Source organism: uncultured Microbacterium sp. (assembly GCF_900078385.1).
In the GTDB taxonomy this organism is placed as follows: domain Bacteria; phylum Actinomycetota; class Actinomycetes; order Actinomycetales; family Microbacteriaceae; genus Microbacterium.
Genome location: NZ_FLQR01000001.1, coordinates 431739 through 450284, shown reverse-complemented (window position 1 = coordinate 450284; position 18546 = coordinate 431739). Strand labels below are relative to the sequence as shown.

17 protein-coding genes and 1 tRNA gene are annotated in these 18546 nt (G+C 72.4%); 10 read left to right on the top strand and 8 right to left on the bottom strand.

Features of this window, described 5'->3' with window-relative positions:
• Window positions 1–9: 9 nt before the first annotated feature.
• The gene (locus QZL85_RS02150; protein WP_295573034.1) at window positions 10–1308 is read right to left on the bottom strand and encodes a hypothetical protein; all 1299 of its coding nucleotides are present in this window, start codon (window positions 1306–1308) and stop codon (window positions 10–12) included.
• A 105-nt stretch (window positions 1309–1413) separates the two neighbouring features.
• Here QZL85_RS02150 and QZL85_RS02145 point away from each other — a divergent pair, with 105 nt between their 5' ends.
• Window positions 1414–2436 carry a glycosyltransferase family 2 protein gene (locus QZL85_RS02145; RefSeq protein ID WP_295573920.1) on the top strand — a complete coding sequence of 341 codons (1023 nt, stop codon included), beginning with the start codon at window positions 1414–1416 and terminating at the stop codon, window positions 2434–2436.
• Between the two features lie 27 nt (window positions 2437–2463).
• Here the strand turns inward: QZL85_RS02145 and QZL85_RS02140 are convergent, their stop codons facing one another.
• From QZL85_RS02140 to QZL85_RS02130, 3 genes are read right to left on the bottom strand one after another with little or no spacing between them, the layout of a single operon-like run.
• Window positions 2464–3912, bottom strand: coding sequence for a CDP-glycerol glycerophosphotransferase family protein (locus QZL85_RS02140; protein WP_295573033.1), 1449 nt, complete (start codon window positions 3910–3912; stop codon window positions 2464–2466).
• Window positions 3909–5159 (bottom strand): CDP-glycerol glycerophosphotransferase family protein, encoded by a 1251-nt coding sequence (locus tag QZL85_RS02135; protein WP_295573031.1) that lies wholly within the window; start codon window positions 5157–5159, stop codon window positions 3909–3911. The genes QZL85_RS02140 and QZL85_RS02135 overlap by 4 nt, the downstream gene beginning before the upstream one ends.
• 42 nt (window positions 5160–5201) lie before the next feature.
• Window positions 5202–6671 (bottom strand): S1C family serine protease, encoded by a 1470-nt coding sequence (locus tag QZL85_RS02130; RefSeq protein WP_295573029.1) that lies wholly within the window; start codon window positions 6669–6671, stop codon window positions 5202–5204.
• Between the two features lie 97 nt (window positions 6672–6768).
• Between QZL85_RS02130 and QZL85_RS02125 the strand changes: the two genes are divergently transcribed.
• On the top strand, window positions 6769–7971 hold the full coding sequence (locus tag QZL85_RS02125; protein ID WP_295573027.1) for a pyridoxal phosphate-dependent aminotransferase: 1203 nt from the start codon (window positions 6769–6771) through the stop codon (window positions 7969–7971).
• A gap of 18 nt (window positions 7972–7989) precedes the next feature.
• Here the strand turns inward: QZL85_RS02125 and QZL85_RS02120 are convergent, their stop codons facing one another.
• A complete protein-coding gene (locus QZL85_RS02120; protein WP_295573025.1) occupies window positions 7990–8799 on the bottom strand; it encodes a carbon-nitrogen hydrolase family protein in 810 nt (269 codons plus the stop codon).
• Window positions 8796–9314: a DUF6328 family protein gene (locus tag QZL85_RS02115; protein ID WP_295573023.1), complete on the bottom strand. Its 519-nt coding sequence runs from the start codon at window positions 9312–9314 to the stop codon at window positions 8796–8798. Before QZL85_RS02115 ends, QZL85_RS02120 begins: the two co-directional genes overlap by 4 nt.
• Before the next feature lie 81 nt (window positions 9315–9395).
• Between QZL85_RS02115 and QZL85_RS02110 the strand changes: the two genes are divergently transcribed.
• A tRNA-Met gene (locus QZL85_RS02110) sits at window positions 9396–9472 on the top strand.
• Between the two features lie 58 nt (window positions 9473–9530).
• Here QZL85_RS02110 and QZL85_RS02105 read toward each other — a convergent pair.
• Window positions 9531–10001, bottom strand: coding sequence for a MarR family winged helix-turn-helix transcriptional regulator (locus QZL85_RS02105; protein WP_295573022.1), 471 nt, complete (start codon window positions 9999–10001; stop codon window positions 9531–9533).
• A 72-nt stretch (window positions 10002–10073) separates the two neighbouring features.
• Between QZL85_RS02105 and idi the strand changes: the two genes are divergently transcribed.
• Genes idi through QZL85_RS02070 form a run of 7 tightly spaced genes read left to right on the top strand, consistent with a single transcriptional unit; the run spans window position 10074 to window position 15613 of the window.
• Window positions 10074–10622 carry an isopentenyl-diphosphate Delta-isomerase gene (gene idi / locus QZL85_RS02100; RefSeq protein WP_295573020.1) on the top strand — a complete coding sequence of 183 codons (549 nt, stop codon included), beginning with the start codon at window positions 10074–10076 and terminating at the stop codon, window positions 10620–10622.
• Window positions 10619–11680, top strand: coding sequence for a polyprenyl synthetase family protein (locus QZL85_RS02095; RefSeq protein WP_295573018.1), 1062 nt, complete (start codon window positions 10619–10621; stop codon window positions 11678–11680). Before idi ends, QZL85_RS02095 begins: the two co-directional genes overlap by 4 nt.
• Window positions 11677–12546, top strand: coding sequence for a squalene/phytoene synthase family protein (locus tag QZL85_RS02090; RefSeq protein ID WP_295573016.1), 870 nt, complete (start codon window positions 11677–11679; stop codon window positions 12544–12546). The genes QZL85_RS02095 and QZL85_RS02090 overlap by 4 nt, the downstream gene beginning before the upstream one ends.
• Window positions 12543–14102 carry a phytoene desaturase family protein gene (gene crtI / locus QZL85_RS02085; RefSeq protein WP_295573013.1) on the top strand — a complete coding sequence of 520 codons (1560 nt, stop codon included), beginning with the start codon at window positions 12543–12545 and terminating at the stop codon, window positions 14100–14102. Before QZL85_RS02090 ends, crtI begins: the two co-directional genes overlap by 4 nt.
• Before the next feature lies 1 nt (window position 14103).
• Complete coding sequence (locus tag QZL85_RS02080) at window positions 14104–14439, top strand: lycopene cyclase domain-containing protein (protein ID WP_295573008.1); 336 nt, start codon at window positions 14104–14106, stop codon at window positions 14437–14439.
• Entirely contained in the window at window positions 14436–14741 is a 306-nt protein-coding gene (locus QZL85_RS02075; protein WP_295573006.1) for a lycopene cyclase domain-containing protein, read from the top strand. The genes QZL85_RS02080 and QZL85_RS02075 overlap by 4 nt, the downstream gene beginning before the upstream one ends.
• The gene (locus tag QZL85_RS02070; protein WP_295573004.1) at window positions 14738–15613 is read left to right on the top strand and encodes a prenyltransferase; all 876 of its coding nucleotides are present in this window, start codon (window positions 14738–14740) and stop codon (window positions 15611–15613) included. The genes QZL85_RS02075 and QZL85_RS02070 overlap by 4 nt, the downstream gene beginning before the upstream one ends.
• 27 nt (window positions 15614–15640) lie before the next feature.
• Here QZL85_RS02070 and QZL85_RS02065 read toward each other — a convergent pair whose 3' ends face one another.
• The gene (locus QZL85_RS02065; RefSeq protein WP_295573001.1) at window positions 15641–18526 is read right to left on the bottom strand and encodes a UPF0182 family protein; all 2886 of its coding nucleotides are present in this window, start codon (window positions 18524–18526) and stop codon (window positions 15641–15643) included.
• Window positions 18527–18546: the final 20 nt, after the last annotated feature.

The window sequence follows — 18546 nt, the reverse complement described above, 5'->3', positions numbered from 1 at the left end:
CGACGCCGCTCAATCCTCCGGGTCGTCCTCTTCGCTGTCGGCGTCGACGAACGACTCGACCTCTTCATCGTCGATGCCCTGCGCGCCGGCCCGCGCGTGCCAGACCTCCCACTCCGCGACGAGTCGCCCGACGGCGTCCTCGAACCGGGCGGTGGCGGCGCCGGGCGTCGTGTCGCCGAAGTAGTGCTGCGACCACTGCGCGAGCCGCGCCGTGACATCGGGCTGCTGCGCGCGGGTCACGAGCGCGCCGACGTCGGCGGCATCCCGCGCGTCCAGCCACTCGCACTCCGACAGGTACCCCTCGTCGTCGATGACGGCGGCCGGGTCGACGGGGCGCGTGACGAACAGCGCCTTCCCGGTCGCGAGCCGGTCGTAGACCATCGCGGAGACGTCCATGACGGCGATGTCGGGGGCCAGCAGCTGCCAGTCGAGGTCGGGCGACTCGTCGAACACGTGGTGCGCCGTCGGGTCGGCCGCGTTGGCCGCGCCGATCGCCGCGACGATGCGGCGCAGCGCCACGCCGTACTCCCGGTCGGAGACCCCCGAGCGCGGGTGCGGACGGAACACGAGCCGCAGAGTCGGGTCGGCGAGCACGGCGGCGGCGAGCGCTTCGCCGTGCGTGACGATCGAGCCGTACGACATCGAGGCGCGATCGCCCTCCCACGTCGGTGCGTAGAAGACGGTCACCCGCCCGTCAGCCGGGTACGGAGCCGGCCGCGCCCCGAAGTAGTCCGCCTGGGGGCGACCGATCGGGAGGGCGCGGCGGTCGATGTCGTAGTCCCACAGCGCGCCGCGCAGGCGCGCGATCGCGGCATCCCCCGCCACGAACGCGTAGTCGTACGCGCCGATCTGGTTGCTGCGCATGTAGACCTTGTCGCTCTCGCCGTGGCTGATGAAGACGTGCCAGCGGTGGCCGTACCGGAACATCTGGAAGTTGCGCGTGTTCTGGTTGACGTACAGCACGACGCGGATCTGCTGGGATGCCAGGAGGCTCTCGACGTCGTCGATCGTCCGGGCGTAGACGACCGGCAGCGGCGATTCCTTCAGCAGCGCCGCCGCACCGCTCGCCGCGCGCGCGATCACCACGACGGGCCGCGTCTCGGCCAGCTTCACGAGCGGGGCGTACCACTGGCGCATCTGGTACAGGTTCACGGGACCGTCGGCGAAGTACACCGCGACCTGGAAGTGCCGCGGCGGCAGCGGCCCGCGCTGGCGGTCCAGTCGCTCGGCCTCCGCGATCGCGGCGCGCGAGCTCAGCGCCCCGGAGAAGAGTCGGACGACTTTGCGCGCATCCCCGAGAATCGACATCCTCCCAGGGTATCGGGGCCGTGGCATGATCGACGGGTGCACGACGTCGAGCCCGCGGACCGGGACGCCCCCGTCCCGGCGCCCGGCTCCGGCGTCTCGTTCGTCATGCCGGTTCTCAACGAGCACGACTACCTCGAGCGGGCCGTCGCGACCGTCCTCGCACAGGAGCACGACGGGCCCGGCGAGCTCATCCTCGCGATCGGACCCTCGAGCGACGGCACGACCGAACTCGCCCACCGGCTCGCGGGGGCCGACCCGCGCATCCGCATCGTGGACAACCCGGCGGCCGACATCCCGGTGGGTCTGAACCTGGCGATCCGCGCCGCCCGCCACCCCACGATCGTGCGTGTCGACGCGCACTCCGAGCTCGTCCCGGGCTACACCCGTCGCGCGATGCAGACGCTGGCCCGCGTGCGGGCGGGGAACGTCGGGGGCGTCATGCGCGCCGACGGGCGGACGGCGTTCCAGCGCGCCGTCGCGCGGTGGTACAACTCCCCCATCGGCCTCGGCGGCGGCGCCTACCACTCCGGCGGCGCCGAGGGACCGGCGGAGTCCGCCTACCTCGGCGTCATGCGCCGGAGCGTGCTGGAGGAGGTCGGCCTCTTCGACGAGACGATCCGCCGGGGCGAGGACTGGGAGCTGAACCTCCGCATCCGCCGCGCCGGCTACCGCGTGTGGTTCGACCCCGCGCTCGCGGTGACCTATTGGCCGCGGGAGAGCTGGGTGCGCCTCGTCCGCCAGTTCCGCTCGACCGGAACGTGGCGCGGCGAGCTCGTCCGACGCTACGGACGGCGCAACGCCCTGCGGTTCTTCGCGCCGCCGCTGCTCGTCCTCGCCGTCGCGGCCTCCCTGGTCGTGGCGGTGCTGCGGCTGAGCGGCATCCTGACCGGGACGTCCGCGCTCGTGGCCGCCGTCGTGCACCTGCCCGTCGCGGCCTACCTCGTCCTCGTGATCGTCGTCTCCCTCGCCCCGGCCGGTGCGCCGGGCTTCCGCGAACGCCTCTGGAGCCTCGTGGTGCTCCCGTCGATGCACCTCGCGTGGGGGGTCGGCTTCCTCGTCGGCATCACGCGGGGCGCGAAGGAGAACGTCGACACGTCGCGGCTGGGGCGGAACACGCCGCTGCCCTGACCGGCCTCACCCCTGACCGGCCTCGCCTCAGGCGCGGTCGACGAAACCCTGGTCGAGGATGCGGGCGACCACGCGCTCGGCCGCGTGCCCGTCGTCGTGCGTGTTGAACCGCGCCTGCCAGCTCCGGTACGCGGGTGCGAACCGCGCCGGCACCTCGGGGTCCGCGAGAGCGGCGACGAGCTCGTCCTGCGTCGTCACGAGCGGCCCGGGCGCGTGCGCGGCGAGGTCGAAGTAGAAGCCGCGCAGCTCCCCGCGGTAGTGCTCGACGTCGGGGGTCAGGAAGTAGATCGCCTTCCCCGTCGCGGTGAAATCGAACATGACCGACGAATAGTCGGTGATGAGGACGTCGGCGACGAGGAGGAGCTGCGCGATGTCGGGGAACGTCGTGACGTCGAGCACCCGCGGACCGGCCGCATCGGCTCCCGCGGCGAGCGTCCGGGAGTGCCCGCGCACGAGCACGACGGCGTCGGTCTCGGCGGCGAGGGCGGCCGGGTCGAGGAAGTCGACCATTTCGGCGCGGTCGTCGCGCCAGGTGGGGGCGTAGAGGAGGACGCGCTCCTCCGCGCCGATCCCGAGCGCCCTGCGCGCGGCGGCGCCGTCCCCGGTCACGAGCACGTCGTTGCGCGGGTAGCCCTCCACCCACACCGGGCGGCGGAGGAACGCGTATGCCTTCCGGAGGATCCGCGCCGCGTACGGGTTCTGGGCCAGGAGCACGTCCCAGCGGCGGCTCTCCTTGAACACGGCCGCCGCCCGCCGCGGGTCGAAGCCCGGACGGTGCAGAGCGAGGCGCTTCAGGGGGCTCCCGTGCCACGTCTGCAGCACGACCTGCCCGCGGCGGCGCGCGAAGCGGCGGCGGAGCCAGTCGTTGACGACGAGGAGACGCGCCGAGCCGCGCGCGCGCCACCACTCCGGGCTCCCCTCGACGACGCCGATCGCGCCGGTGGGCACGACGACCGAGCGATCCACGACGCTCCAGTACCGGGTGACCCCGGGTGCGACCCGCGCGAGCTCCCGGTCGATGGCGAGCGGATTGCAGCTCGCGTTGCGCCCGTAGAAGCTCTCGAAGAAGACGGCGTTCTCCAGCCCCCCGGGCCGGGTCGCGTAGCGGCGCTCGAGCGCCGCCTGGCCGTCGCCCGAGTCGTAGGCGGGATCGATGGGCGGACCGACGCGCAGCGTCTCGCCGTCCAGTCCGGCGCGGAGGAGCGGGAACATCGTCAGGGGGACGGATGCCGTCACCGCGCTCGGACTCCCGTCGGCGCCGGTCACCGCGACGCGGTAGTCGCCGGCCGGCAGCGGCAGCTCGTCCCCGCCCCAGCGCGCGGCGCGCAACGGCAGGACGGCGCGCCATGCGGCGCCCTCGGCGGTGATCTCGGCAGTGGTCCGCGCGCGCGGACCCACGGCGACCACGGCCGCGGGGGCGGCGCCCGTCCCGCTGAGGACCAGCGCACCGCCCACCACGTCGAACTCGGCGTTCACGTCGTCCTCCCTCGCGCCAGGCCGGCGCGCACGGCCTCGTACACGCGCTCGGTGTTGCGCCCGTCGCGATGCGCGTGCATGCGCGCGCTCAGCGCCTCCGCACGGTCCCGCCGGCGCGCATGCTCGTGCGGATCGGCCCACAGCTGCTCGAGCTGGGCGGTCGCCTCCGTCCACGACGGGGCGACCTCGTCTCCGGCGAGCTCGGCGTACGTGCCGTAGAAGCCGCGGCGCGCACGGTACGCGTCCACGTCGGGGGCGAGGAACAGGCACGGCAGCGGCACGAGGGCCGCGTCGAACGCGAGCGAGGAGTAGTCGGTGACGAGGGCGTCGAGCCCCGGCAGCAGCGGAGTGACGTCCGCGACGAGATCGCTGGCCAGCAGCCGGACCCGGTCGGTCGCCGCGGGCGGCGTGTAGTCGCCGGCGCCGAGCGGATGCGAGCGGATCAGCAGCACGCCGTCCCCGGCCGTCAGCACCTCGGTCAGCCGCGCCCACTGCGCCGCGGTCGGGACGGCCGGGTCGGGAGCGCCGTCGCGCCACGTCGGTGCATAGAGGACGAGACGGGAGGCGGCGCCGAACGGGCCGACGAGGTCGTCGAGGCGCGTGCGCGCCGCCGCGCGCCGCTCCTCCGCCGTGCCGCGGGAGAGGACGTCCACGCGCGGCTCGCCGGTCACCGGCACCCGCTCGTGGTCCAGCCCGAACGCCGACTCGAGGCGACCGCGGACGAGCTCGGAGGCGGCGGGGAGCACGCGGATGCCCCGCTGCGCGCGGCGGTACAGGAGGGCGAGGAGCCGGCTCACCGCGGCGGAGCCGATCGGCAGGGGGCTGCGCGTGGTCTCCGGGGAGTCCAGCCCGATGCGCTTGAGCGGGATCCCGTGCCACAGCTGCACCACGAAGGCGCCCGCGACGGCGTAGCGGTTGACGTCGCCGAGCCCGTGCGTCACGACGACGACGCGAGCGCGCGCCGTCCGCCAGAACCCGCGCGCCGAGTGCTTCGGGACGTGCGGGATGCCGCGGGCCTCCGCCGCGGCGGCATCGCGGTCGCCGCCGGTGAGCCACACGGCATCCTCGCCGGCGAATGCGGCGCGGTCCCACAGGGCGAGCGCGCCGTCGGCGACGCCCACGGCACAGCCGAAGACCCACTCATCCCGGGACCGCGGGATGAGGAACGTGGCGAGGCGTCCGAGGAGGTACAGCGGGATGCGCACGAGCTTCCCGGCGTTGCCCGCGCCGAACGAGAAGGACGCCACCCCGCGAGCCTATCGCGGGGTGGCGTCCTGGTCCGGGAGCCGCTACTGGCTGAGCTCGCCCAGCGTGACCTCGACCGAGGCGGCCTTGCCGTCCCGGAGGTACACGACCGTCGCGGAGCTGCCGGCTGCGAGGGCGCGCACCTGGGCCGTCAGATCGGTGGCGTCCGAGATCGGCACGCCGTCGAACTGGGTGACGATGTCGCCGGCCTTCAGCCCCGCCTCGTCGGCGGCGCCGCCGCCGGTGACCTCGCTGATGTAGGCGCCGGCCGTCGTCGCATCCTCCTGGCTCGCCGCGTCGCCGACCATGGCCCCGAGAAGCCCGTGGGTGGCCTCCCCGTCGGCGATGATCTCGTCGGTCACGCGCTGGACGATGTTCGACGGGATGGAGAACCCGACGCCGATGGAGCCGGACTGGCTGGAGGACGATCCGCCGGCCGTCGCGATCGCGACGTTGATGCCGATGAGCTTGCCCTCGTCGTCCACGAGTGCGCCGCCGGAGTTGCCCGGGTTGATCGCGGCGTCGGTCTGGATGACCGCGATCGAGATCGTGCCGGTGGAGCCGGACTGCTGCTCGCCCTGGCCGAAGTCGAACTGGAACGGGCCGTTCCCGTCATCCGGGTTCTGCTCGGTGTCCTGCTCGGTCTCCGGCACGGCCGACGAGGCGATCTGGATGGAGCGGTTCAGCGCGCTGACGATGCCGGTCGTGACGGTGTTGGACAGCCCCAGCGGGGCGCCGATGGCGATGGTGCCGTCACCGACGTTGAGATCGCCGGAGTCGCCGATCTCGATCGGCGTGAGGTCTTCTGCCCCGTCGAGCTTGATGACGGCGAGGTCGTACATCGGGTCGAGCCCGACGACGTCGGCCGTGTAGACCTTGCCGTCACTGGTCGTGACCTTCAGGTCCGCGCCCCCCGTCGCGCCGTCGAGCGTCACGACGTGCGTGTTGGTGACCACGTAACCGTCGGCGGAGAGCACGACGCCGGAGCCGGTGCCGCCCGCCGACGACGAACTCGCCGAGATGGTGACGACGCTCGGGAGCACCTTGGTCGCGATCGCGGTCGTCTGGTTGACCGAGGCGCTGTCGTTGACGGTGACCGTGGACGGCCCGCTCTGGACGACGGTCTGCGAGGACGGGAACAGGGAGCCGCCGGCCGCCGCGGCGCCGAGGCCGGATGCTCCGCCCACGAGGGCCGCGGCGACCATGATGGCCACGATCTTGCCGGCGCCGACCTTCCCGCCCTCGGGGGGTGCCTCGGCGATCGGCTCGGCGGACGTCTCGCCGTACGGCTGCGTCGGCTGGGTCGGGTAGACGGGCGCTGCGGCCTGGTCGGCGGCGGTCGGCGCGTAGGCGGGCGCCTGCGGCGCGGTGTACGGCTGCTGCGCAGCGTAGTCCGGCGCCTGCGGAGGCAGGGGCGGGCGCGGCGGGATCCCGGCCGCGGCCGGAGCGCTCTCGAGAGCCGGCTCCTGCGCGGGGTTCTGCGGTTCGTTGGTGGATGCGGCGTTGTCGCTCATGATGCTCCTCTTTCCCAAGCCCCTTCAGGATGCCCCGGGTTTCTGTGCGTTTCTTATGCCGGAACCCCGGTGACCCTATGCGTGTAACCTGAGCGCGATGCGAGCGATTCCGGGTGCCTGGCAGCGCACCGCCCGTGGGGCAGGGCTCCTGGGCGCCGACGGGTCGGCGGCGCCGACGATCTTCGCCGAGATGAGTGCCCTCGCCGCCCGCACCGGCGCCATCAATCTGGGGCAGGGGTTCCCCGACGAGGACGGCCCCGTCGAGGTGCTCGAGGCCGCGCGGGACGCCATCGCAGCGGGCGTCAACCAGTACCCGCCCGGGCGCGGCATGCCCGATCTCCGCGCCGCGATCGCCGAGCATCAGGACCGCTTCTACGGTCTTCGCCCCGACCCGGAGACCGAGGTGCTCGTCACCGCCGGTGCCACCGAGGCCCTCGCCGCCGCCATCCTGGCCCTCGTCGACTCCCCGGACGACGAGGTCGTCGTCTTCGAGCCGTACTACGACGAGTACGCGGCGTGCGTCGCCCTCGCCGGCGCCCGGCTCGTCGCCGTCCCGCTCCGCTGGCCCGATTTCCAGCCCGACCTCGACGACCTCCGCCGGGCGGTCTCCGACCGGACGCGCCTCATCCTCGTCAACGACCCGCACAACCCCACCGGTGCCGTCTTCACGCGCGACGTCCTCGAGCTCGTCGTGGAGCTCGCGGAGCGCCACGACGCGATCATCGTGACCGACGAGGTCTACGAGCACCTCGTCTTCGAGGGACCGCACACGGCCCTCGCGACGCTCCCCGGCGCCGCGGAGCGGACGCTGTCGATCTCCTCGGGCGGGAAGACCTTCTCCACGACCGGCTGGAAGATCGGCTGGGTGACCGGTCCCGCGGACCTCGTGCAGGCGGTCCTCACGGTCAAGCAGTACCTCACCTACGTCGGTGGCGCGCCCTTCCAGCCGGCGATCGCCGCCGGCCTGCGCCTCCCGGATGCCTTCTTCACAGGCATCGCCGCGACCATGCGGCACAAGAGCGACCTGCTCGGCGACGGCCTGCGCGCGGCGGGCTTCGCCGTCTCGCGTCCCGCCGGCTCGTACTTCACCGTCGCCGATGCGGGCCCGCTCGGCGCGGAGGACGCGGCGGAGTTCTGCCGGACGCTGCCCGCGCGGGCCGGCGTCGTCGCGATCCCGCTGACCGCGTTCGCGACACCGGAGCGCCAGGGCGACTACGCCACGCTCGTGCGGTTCGCCGCCTGCAAGCGCGTCGACGTGCTCGAGGAGGCGGCCGCGCGCCTGGCCGCCCTGCCGCGCTGACGACGCGCCGTGCGGCCGTCAGTCGCGCGGCGTGACGCGGAAGCGACGGAGCGCCAGCGACGGGTTCACGCGGCGCACACGCGCGACGGCGTCCGCGTCGACGTGCGCCACCGCGACGTCGCTCGTCGTGCCGACGCCGGCGATCTCCACGCCCTGCGGGTCGACGATCATCGAGGCGCCCACGCCGAGCGGCGGCGGGTGGTCGGCCGCAGCGACGAAGACCGTGTTCTCGATGGCGCGGGCGTGCAGGAGCGTCCGCCAGTGGTGCTCCTTCAGGGGACCGCGCACCCATTCCGCCGCCACGAGGAGGACGTGCGCGCCCGTGTCGGCGAGGAGCCGGCCCACCTCCGGGAAGCGGAGGTCGTAGCAGGTCATCAGGGCGAAGCGGACGCCGTCGACCTCGAAGGTCTCGGGCGCCGCGATCACGCCGGGTTCCACCCAGTCCGACTCGCGCTGACCGAACGCGTCGTACAGGTGCAGTTTGCGGTACGTCGCGCGGACGCCGTCCTCGGCGACCGCGACGACGGTGTTGCGCACCCGCCGGCCGTCGCCGGCGCGCTCGAGGAGTCCCGCGACGACCACGACGCCGTGGCGCCGGGCGAGCGCGGTCAGCGCCTGCACGAACGGTCCGTCGACATCCTGGGCGTGCGCGGCGAGGGACTCGTCGAACGGGTCGGTGAAGTAGCTGGAGTACTCCGGGAAGAGCACGACCCGCGCGCCGCGATCCGCTGCGCGCGCGACGAGCTCCTCGATGAGCGCGAGATTTGCGGCGACATCCGCCGTCGGGGCGAACTGCGCGACGGCGACGGGCACGGCGGGCCCGCTCACGCGTCGCGTCCCGTCTGCGCGCGGAACATCAGCGGGAGGGCGACCCACAGGACCGCGATGATGACGCCGAGGACGATTCCCGCGGTCCACGAGGCGGCATCCCCGACGACGACCTCGAAGATGAAGGCCACGACCCCGACGAGCAGGAGGGACACGGTCACGAGCGCCGTGATGAGTGCCGCGTGCCCGTAGGCGACGACGGTCTGCTTGGCACGGTGCTGGAAGAGGAACCGGTGCAGCGCGACGGGCGCGAGCGCGACGATCGCGCTGAGGGCGGAGCCGACGACCAGGGTGAGGTAGAACGTGCGCTGGCCCGCGGTCAGGTCGGCGAAGGCCGGCTGGAAGGCGAGGGCGAGGAGGAACCCGGTGATGATCTGCGTGCCCGTCTGGAGGACCCGCAGCTCCTGCAGGACGTCGTTCCAGTTGCGGTCGGCACGCTCGTTCGGCGTCTCCGCACGGCCGTCGGCCGCGTCGTCGCGTGACCGGGCCTCGCGCGCGTGGGACTGCGATGACATGCCCTCATCCTCTCCCGCCGGGGCCCCGGCGGGCAACGCGTGCATCCGGTCCCCGGAAGGCATGTTAGGCTTTTCGTGTGCCGCGGGGTGGAGCAGCTCGGTAGCTCGCTGGGCTCATAACCCAGAGGTCGTAGGTTCAAATCCTGCCCCCGCAACCAGATGAAGAAGGCGTCCCGGATGGGGCGCCTTCTTCGTTTCCCCGGGCGCGTCGCCCCGTCACCTGCCGACGAGGGCCTCCTCCATCTCGGAGAGGAACCGGACGACGACCTTGAGCTCCTCGACGTCGTAGCCGGACATCGCGCCCCGCATCTTCCGCATCCGCTCGCCGAAGCGCTGATAGAACTCCGCCCGCGCCTGATCCGTCAGCACGACGATCCGCGCCCGACGATCGGTGGGATGCGGAAGGCGCTCGAGGTGTCCGCTCTCCTCGAGCCGCTCGAGCAGCTTCGTCGTGGATGCCGACGTGATGGAGAGGTGCTTCGCGATGTCGTGGGGCTTGACGAGTTCGCCGCGCTGCTCGCGGAGGATGAGCATCCGCATCGCCGCGAGGTCGCTCGCGTTCATGCCCATGTCGCCGCGCAGATCACCGTGCATGCGGTCCATGGCATCGCTGAAGGCGCGCACGGCCTTCATCGCCTCCAGCATGAGGTGATCGTGAGCGGTCTGCGGGACCCACCGCTGCGTCACGTGGACACCTCCGGGTCGGTTTGGGTATGCTCAATCGAAATCGCTAGCTAAACTAGCAAAAATCGAGGCGAGATGTCAGACACAGAACACGTCGTCCTGCTGGACGAAGACGGCCGCGAGATCGGCACGGCCCCCAAGTCGAGCGTGCACGGCACGGATACGGCCCTCCACCTGGCGTTCTCCTGCCACGTCTACAACCGGGCCGGCGAGCTCCTCGTGACCCGGCGCGCGCTCGGCAAGACCGCGTGGCCGGGGGTGTGGACGAACTCGTTCTGCGGCCACCCGAAGCCCGCCGAGCCGGTGCTGAGCGCCGTGCACCGCCGCGCGGAGTACGAGCTCGGCATCACGCTGCAGGACGTGCGGCTCGCCCTGCCACTGTTCCGCTACCGTGCCGTGGACGCCTCCGGGATCGTCGAGCACGAGATCTGCCCCGTCTACACGGCCGTGACCGACGACGAGCTCGTCCTGAATCCGCTCGAGGTCGTCGAGTCCCGCTGGGTCGACCCCGCCGACCTCGGCTCGTCGCTCGTCACGACGCCGTGGGCGTTCAGCCCGTGGCTCGTCCTGCAGGCCGAGCAGCTGCACCTCTTCCAGACGCCGGCCGTCCGCCGCGCATCATGATCGCCGTCTCCCCCGCCGCCCGCGAGGCCGTCGACGTCGAGATCGACGCGTCGCTGTCGCGACTGCGGGCCCGCACCGCCCGGCGCGGGCCCTCGGCGCGCGCGCTCGCCGATGCGACGGCGCGCGCCGCCGCCGGCGGCAAACGGCTGCGCCCCGCGCTCGTGGTCGCCTCCTTCGAAGCGTTCGGCGGCAGCGCCGCCGACACGCGGGGCGTATCGCAGGTGGCCGCCGCCTTCGAGCTGCTGCACACCGCGTTCGTCGTGCACGACGACCTCATCGACCGCGACACGCAGCGCCGCGGTGCCCCCAACGTCGGCGGCGAGTTCCGTGGCCGCGCCCGCGACGGCGGGGCCACCGCCGACGGCGCCGACCTCCTCGGCGACGCGGCCGCCGTGCTCGCCGGCGACCTCCTGCTCTTCGAGGCGACCCGCATGATCGCCACGGCCGCCCTCCCGGACGCCACCCGCGCCGCACTGCTCGAACTCCTCGACGACGCGATCCTCGTCTCGGCCCTGGGCGAGCTCGCCGACGTCGAGCATGCCGTGCTTCCGGACTACCCGGACACCCCGGCGCTCCTCGGCGCCGCACACGACAAGACGGCCGCGTACTCGTTCCGGGCGCCGCTGGCAGCCGGTGCCCTCATGGCCGATGCGACGGCGGCAGAACGCACCGCCGTCGAGACGATCGGCGGGCTCCTGGGCCTCGCCTTCCAGCTCGTGGACGACCTCATCGGCACCTTCGGGACGGCCGAGCAGGCCGGCCGGGAGCCGGGCGCCGACCTGCGTGAGGCCAAGCGGACCCCGCTCATCGCGCTCGCGCAGCACTCCCCCGCGTGGCCGCGGGTCAGCTCCGCCCTCGCCGTCGCCCACACGGGACCCATCGCGCTGCGGGCGGCGCAGCGCGAGCTGGACGCGAGCGGGGCCCGCGAGGAGCTCATCGTCCTGGTGCACGACACCCTCGCGCAGGCGCGCCGGCTGGCCGCCGAGACGTCGCTGGGCGCGCCCGTCGTGAGCCTGCTCGCCCAGCTCGCCACCGCGATCGACGAGCGTATCCCGTGAGCGCGGAGATCCCCGACCTCGACCGCTACGACCGCGTCGCGCGCGACGCCGCCGCGACCGTCATCACCGCCTACTCGACCTCGTTCGGCCTGGCCTCGCGTCTCCTCGGGCCGCGCGTGCGCCCGCACGTGCGGAACGTCTACGCCCTCGTGCGGATCGCGGACGAGGTCGTCGACGGGACGGCGGCGGCCGCGGGCCTGCCGCCCGCGACCCAGCGCCTCGTCCTCGACGAGCTCGAGGCCGAGACCCTCACCGCGATCGCCCGCGGCTTCAGCGTGAACCTCGTCGTGCACGCGTTCGCCCGGACCGCGCGCGAGTGCGGCATCGGAGGCGAGCTCGTGCGCCCCTTCTTCGCGTCCATGCGCACGGATCTGGAACGCAGCGTCCACGACGCCCAGTCGCACGAGGCCTACGTGTACGGGTCCGCCGAGGTGGTGGGGCTCATGTGCCTGCAGGTGTTCGTCTCCGCCGGTGCCCCCGCGCCCGTGACGCCCGCACCGGCCCTCATCAGCGGCGCGCGCCGACTGGGCGCGGCGTTCCAGGACATCAACTTCCTCCGCGACCACGCCGACGACGCGCACCGGCTCGGCCGCGACTACCTCGGGGTCGAGGCGGGCACGACGTCGCGGGCGCAGGTGCTCGAGCGCATCGACGGCGACCTCGCCGCCGCGGCCGCCGTCATCCCGGACCTGCCGGCGGATTGCCGCCGCGCCGTCACGACGGCCCACGACCTCTTCGCCGAGCTGGCGAAGCGGCTCCGGCAGGAGCCCGATCCGGACGCGCGCGTCCGCGTCCCGAACGCCCGGAAGGCGGGCATCGCCGTGCGCGCCGCGGCGTTCGGCCGGCCCCGGCGGTCGGACTCGTGACGCGGACCGCCGCCGTCGTCGGCGCCGGCATCGCCGGGCTCGCGACGGCCGCACTCCTGGCCGAAGAGGGCTACGACGTCACCGTCGTCGAAGCCCGCGACGTCACGGGCGGACGGGCCGGGTCGTGGGAGAGCGACGGGTTCCGGTTCGACACGGGGCCCAGCTGGTACCTCATGCCGGAGGTCTTCGACCACTTCTTCCGCCTCCTCGGGACGACCGCGGACGCCGAGCTCGACCTCGTGCCGCTGACACCGGCCTACCGCGTGTACGGGCAGCCGCAGGGCACCGGCGCCGGTGAGCACGTCGACGTCGTGTCGGGTCGCACGCACGCCCGCGCGCTGTTCGAGTCCCGCGAGCCGGGCGCCGGCGCGCGACTGGACGCCTACCTCGACTCTGCGGCGGACGCGTATGACCTCGCCGTCACGCGGTTCCTCTACGACACGTACGAGAGCACCGCGGGGCTCCGCGATCGGACGCTCCTGCGCCGGCTCCCGACCCTCGCTCCGCTGCTGACCCGCTCCCTGCAGTCGGTCATCGACAAGCGGTTCCGCGACCCGCTGCTGCGCCGCATCCTCGGCTATCCGGGAGTCTTCCTCGGCACCTCTCCGTACGAGGCGCCGAGCCTGTACCACCTCATGAGCCACCTCGACCTCGACGAGGGCGTCCTCTATCCGCGGGGCGGGTTCACCGAGGTCATCGCGGCCGTTCAGCGCCTCGCCGAGGCGCGCGGGGTGCGGGTGCGCACGGGCACGCCGGTCACGCAGATCCGCACGCAGAACGGCCGCGCGACCGGCCTGCGCCTGGGCGACGGCGAGGTCCTCGAGGCCGACGTCGTCGTCTCCACGGCCGACCTGCACCACACCGAGACGAAGCTCCTGCCGGACGACGAGCGCACCTACCCGGAATCCTGGTGGCGCAAGCGCACCGCGGGACCCGGCGCGCTCCTGCTCCTCCTCGGCGTCGACGGCGAGCTGCCCGAGCTCGCGCATCACACCCTGCTGTTCACGGACGCCTGGAAGGAGAACTTCCAGGCGATCTTCGACACGAAGACGGTGCCCGACCCCGCCTCGCTGTACATCTGCAAGCCGAGCGCGACCGACAGCACCGTCGCGCCGGCCAACGCGGAGAACCTCTTCGTCCTGGTCCCGGTGCCCGCCGACCCGGGCCTCGGCCACGGCGGGGTCGACGGCGACGGCGACGCCCGGATCGAGAAGCTCGCCGACGCCGCCATCGCGCAGATCGCGCAGTGGACCGGCGTCCCCGACCTCGCCGCGCGCATCCGGGTGCGCCGCACGATCGCCCCCGGCGACTTCGCCGACGACTTCGGCGCCTGGCAGGGCACGGCGCTCGGTCTCGCGCACACCCTCCGCCAGAGCGCCGTCTTCCGTCCCCGCAACGCCTCCGCGAAGGTCGACGGCCTGCTGTACGCGGGCGGATCGGCGCTGCCGGGGATCGGACTGCCCATGTGCCTCATCTCCGCCGAGCTCGTCGTCAAGCGGCTCCGCGGCGACCGCAGCACGGGTCCGCTCGCCGAGCCCGAGCGAACGGACGACTGACGTGCCCGGCGCGTACCTCCTCGCGCTGCTGGTCTCGGCCGCGGGCGTCGCGGCCCTCGACGCGCGCGGCCGGCTGGTGTTCTGGCGCCGCCCCCGCCGCGCCACGCTCGCGATCCTCGTGGGGACGGCGTTCTTCCTGCTCTGGGATGCCGTCGGGATCGCCGCCGGGGTGTTCGTCAAAGGCGGGAGCCCGCTCCTCCTCGGCGTCGACCTCGCGCCGCACCTGCCGTTGGAGGAGCCCGTCTTCCTCGCGTTCCTCTGCTATCTCGCCCTCGTCGTGCACGCGGCCGCGCTCCGCCGGCTGCACACGCGGGCCACCCGGGGACGCCGCGCATGACCTACGTCTGGATCGTCCTGCCGTTCCTCGCGCTCACCGCGGCCGTGACCCTCGCGACCCTGCGGCGCCCGCGCTTCGCGCGACGGATGGGCGCGTCCGGGATCACGGCCGTGATCCTCGGCATCCTGACCGCCGTCTTCGACAACGTCATGATCGCCGCGGGGCTGTTCACCTATCCCGCCGACCGGATCAGCGGGATCCGGATCGGCCTCGCACCCGTGGAGGACTTCGCCTACCCGCTGTGCGCGGCGTTCCTGCTGCCGGCGCTCTGGGTGCTGCTGAGCCCACGGGAGGCCGAGTGAACGCGCTGTCCGTCGGCCGCGAGCTCCTCGTGTCGTCGCGCCCGGTGAGCTGGATCAACACCGCGTACCCGTTCGCCGCGGCCTATCTCCTGACGACCCGCGGGATCGACGTGACTCTCATCGTCGGGACGCTGTTCTTCCTCATCCCGTACAACCTCGCGATGTACGGGATCAACGACGTCTTCGACTACGAGTCCGATCTCCGCAACCCGCGGAAGGGCGGGGCGCACGGCGCCGTGCTGGATCGGAGCATGCATCCCGTCACGCTGTGGGCGGCCGGCCTGTCGTGCCTGCCGTTCGTGGTCTTCCTCGTCGTCGTCGGCCCGCCGGTGACCTGGCCGATCCTCGCGGCGAGCCTGTTCTTCGTCGTCTTCTACAGTGCCCCGCCGCTCCGGCTGAAGGAGCGGCCGTTCGCGGACTCCGTGACCAGCAGCATCCACTTCTTCTCCCCCGCCGTGTACGGCCTGGCCCTCGCGGGCGCGACCTGGACCTGGCAGCTGGGCCTCATCGTCCTCGCGTTCGCCCTGTGGGGAGTCGCCTCGCACGCGTTCGGCGCCGTGCAGGACGTCGTCGCCGACCGGGAGGCGGGGATCGCCTCGATCGCGACGGCGCGGGGCGCCGCCTGGACGTCGCGGTTCGCGCTCGTCTGCTATGCCGCCGCGGGCATCGCGATGCTCGGGACGGCGTGGCCCGGGCCGCTCGCGGCCATCGCGGTGCTCCCCTACCTCGCCGCGGTCTGGCCGTTCCGCAGCATCCCGGATGCCGACTCCGCGTCCGCGACAGCGGGCTGGCGCCGGTTCCTCTGGATCAACCAGCTGGCCGGCTTCCTCGTGACGCTGCTGCTGATCTGGTGGTGGATGCTCACCGCGTGAGCACCCACCCCCAGGGGATCGATCGCGTCAGTCCTCGAGGGCCAGGAGCTTCTCGATCGCGGCGGTGAGGCGCTCGTCGGCCTCACCGTACGCGGCCCAGTCGCCGTCCCGGAGCGCCGCCTCGCGGTCGAGCATGGCCTGGCGCGCCTCGTCCAGTGCCGCCTGGAGCTCGTCCACGGGAACGCCGGGATCGCTCGGGTCGGGTGTCTCGGTCGGGTTCGGTGTCGGGGTGACCCCGCCGTCACCGGTGCTGGCGCCGGAGTCGCCGCCGAACAGCTCGTCGAGCGCGTCCTGCAGGGTGTCCTCGAAGGCCACTTCGTCGCCGAACGCGACGAGGATCTTCCGCAGCGTGGGCAGCTGCGTGCCGCTGGAGGCCTGCACGAAGACCGGCTGCACGTACAGGAGACCGCCGCCGACCGGGAGGGTCAGCAGGTTGCCGTTGAGCACCTCGGACTGGCCCTGCTTCAGCAGGTTCAGCTGCGAGGAGATCGTGTCGTCCGAGTTGAAGATGTTCTGCACCTGACCGGGGCCCGGCACGCTCACGTCGGCGCTGATCTCCAGCATCCGCAGCTTCCCGTAGCCCTCTGCCCGCGTGCCGTCCTCGCTGCCCGCGTTGGAGTCGACGGCGAGGTACCCCATCAGGACGTTCCGCGAGTTGTCGCCCACCGAGGCGGGGATGAACGAGGTGAACATCGAGAAGCTCGGGGCATCCTGACCGGGCATCTGCATCGTCAGGTAGTACGGCGGCTGCAGGACGTTCGCCTTGGACACGGGATCGTTCGGCGTCTTCCACGCGTTGTCGCGGGCGTAGAACGAGGCCGCGTCATCGACGTGGTAGGTGCCGAGCATGGCGCGCTGCACCTTGAACAGATCGGTGGGGTAGCGCACGTGGCTCATGAGGTCGCCGGACATCTCCGAGATCGGCTTGACCGTGTTCGGGTAGATGTTCTGCCACGCCTGCAGCAGCGGGTCCTCGTCGTCCCAGGCGTAGAGCGTGACCGAGCCGTCGTACGCGTCGACCGTCGCCTTCACCGAGTTGCGGATGTAGTTGATGTCGTCGAGGGCCACGCGCGGGGCCGTGTTCGTCGTGTCGCTGATCGCGTCGCGGAGGCTCACGATCGAGGAGTACGGGTAGTTGGCGCTGAGCGTGTAGCCGTCCACGATCCAGACGATCCGGCCGTCGACGACCGACGGGTAGGGGTCGTTGTCGAGCTCGAGGTACGGCGCGGCCTTCTGCACCCGCGTGACGGGATCGCGGTCGTAGAGGATCTGCGAGTCGTCGTTGATGGCGTCGGAGAAGAGGATGTCGGTGGACTGGAACTTCATCGAGTAGATGAGGCGGTTCAGGACACTGCCGACCTCGGGTCCGCCGTCGCCGTCGAAGGTGGTCTTCGTCTGCGCGGCGCCGTCGGTGCCGCGCGGATAGTCCAGCTCGATGTCCTCGGTGCTGTCCGGCGCCCCCACGATCGAGTACACCGGCGAGCTCTCGCCGAAGTAGACGCGCGGCTCGTACTCCGCGCCGTCGGTCAGCTCGCCGGCCGTCGGGATGCCGCGTTCGAGGAACTGCGGGTTGCCGTCGGCGGTGCGGGCGTTGCCCTTGGCGGCGACCATGCCGTAACCGTGGGTGTAGACGAGCGTCGTGTTGTACCAGGAGGCGGCCTGACCGAGCTGGGTCATGTCCAGTTCTCGCACCGACACGACGGCATCCTGCGACGTGCCGTCGATCTCGTAGCGGTCGACGTCCATGGGGTCGGTGAACTGGTAGTAGCCGCGGTACTGCTCGAGCTGGCGGATCGTGGGGCTGATGATCGCCGGGTCCATGATGCGGATGGATGCGGTCGTCTCCGCGTCGGCGCGCAGCTGGCCGGGCTCGGCGTCGGTCACGGCCTGGAAGTCGCTCTTCTCCAGCCCGTCGATGCCGTACGCGAGCTTCGTGGCGTCGATGTTGCGCTGGTAGTACTCGCTCTCCAGGTTCTGCTGGTTCGGCCGCACCTGGATGTTGAACAGCACCCACGGGTAGGCGACGCCGACGACGAGCGAGGAGACGATGAGGAGGCCGGTCGCGATGAGCGGGAAGCGCCACCGGCCGATGACGGCGGTCACGAAGAACAGCAGCGCGACGATCGCGGCGGCGATCGCGAGGATCGTCTGGCCGGGGATGATCGCGTTGACCTCGACGTAGGCGGCGCCGGTGATCCGGTCGCCTTCGGAGAGGAGCGTCTTGAACCGGTCCAGCCACAGGCTCGCGGCCTGGACGAGCAGGTAGACGCCGGCGATGATGGCGAGCTGGATGCGCGCGGCCTTCGAGATCCGGAGCTCTCGCTGGCCGATCCGCACCGAGCCGTACAGGTAGGCCACGAGCGCGGTCACGACGAGGCACACCAGCAGCACGGCGGACGCGAAGCCGAGGGCGGCGCTGTAGGCGGGGAGCTGGAAGAGGTAGAAGCCCGTGTCGAGGCCGAACTCCGGGTCCTTGTCGCCCGTCGGGACGGCGCTCCGCCACAGCCAGAACGTCTCCCACTGCGCGGAGGCGGCGAAGCCGGCGAAGAAGCCGAAGAAGATCGGGATGCCCCACATCGCGAGGCGGCGGAGCGGCTCGACGACCTCCTGGTAGTGGTCGAGCTGCGAGCTCAGCCGCGCGTAGACGGGGCGCAGGCGGTACGCGAGCTGGATGGCCGCGAACACCGGGAGCGCCATCGAGACGAAGCCCACGAGGAACATCACGATGCGCGCGGCCCACTGCGTCACGAGCACGCCGTCGAAGCCGAGCTGGCGGTACCACAGCCAGTCGGCGAAGAGGCTCGAGAAGACGAAGAAGGCCACTACGAGCGCGGCGATCACGACGAGCGTGATCGTCACTGCACGGCGGAACGGACTCGGCGTGGCCTGGGTCGGCGCGGAGGTCGTGGTCACCCGTCCATCCTAGGCGGGGG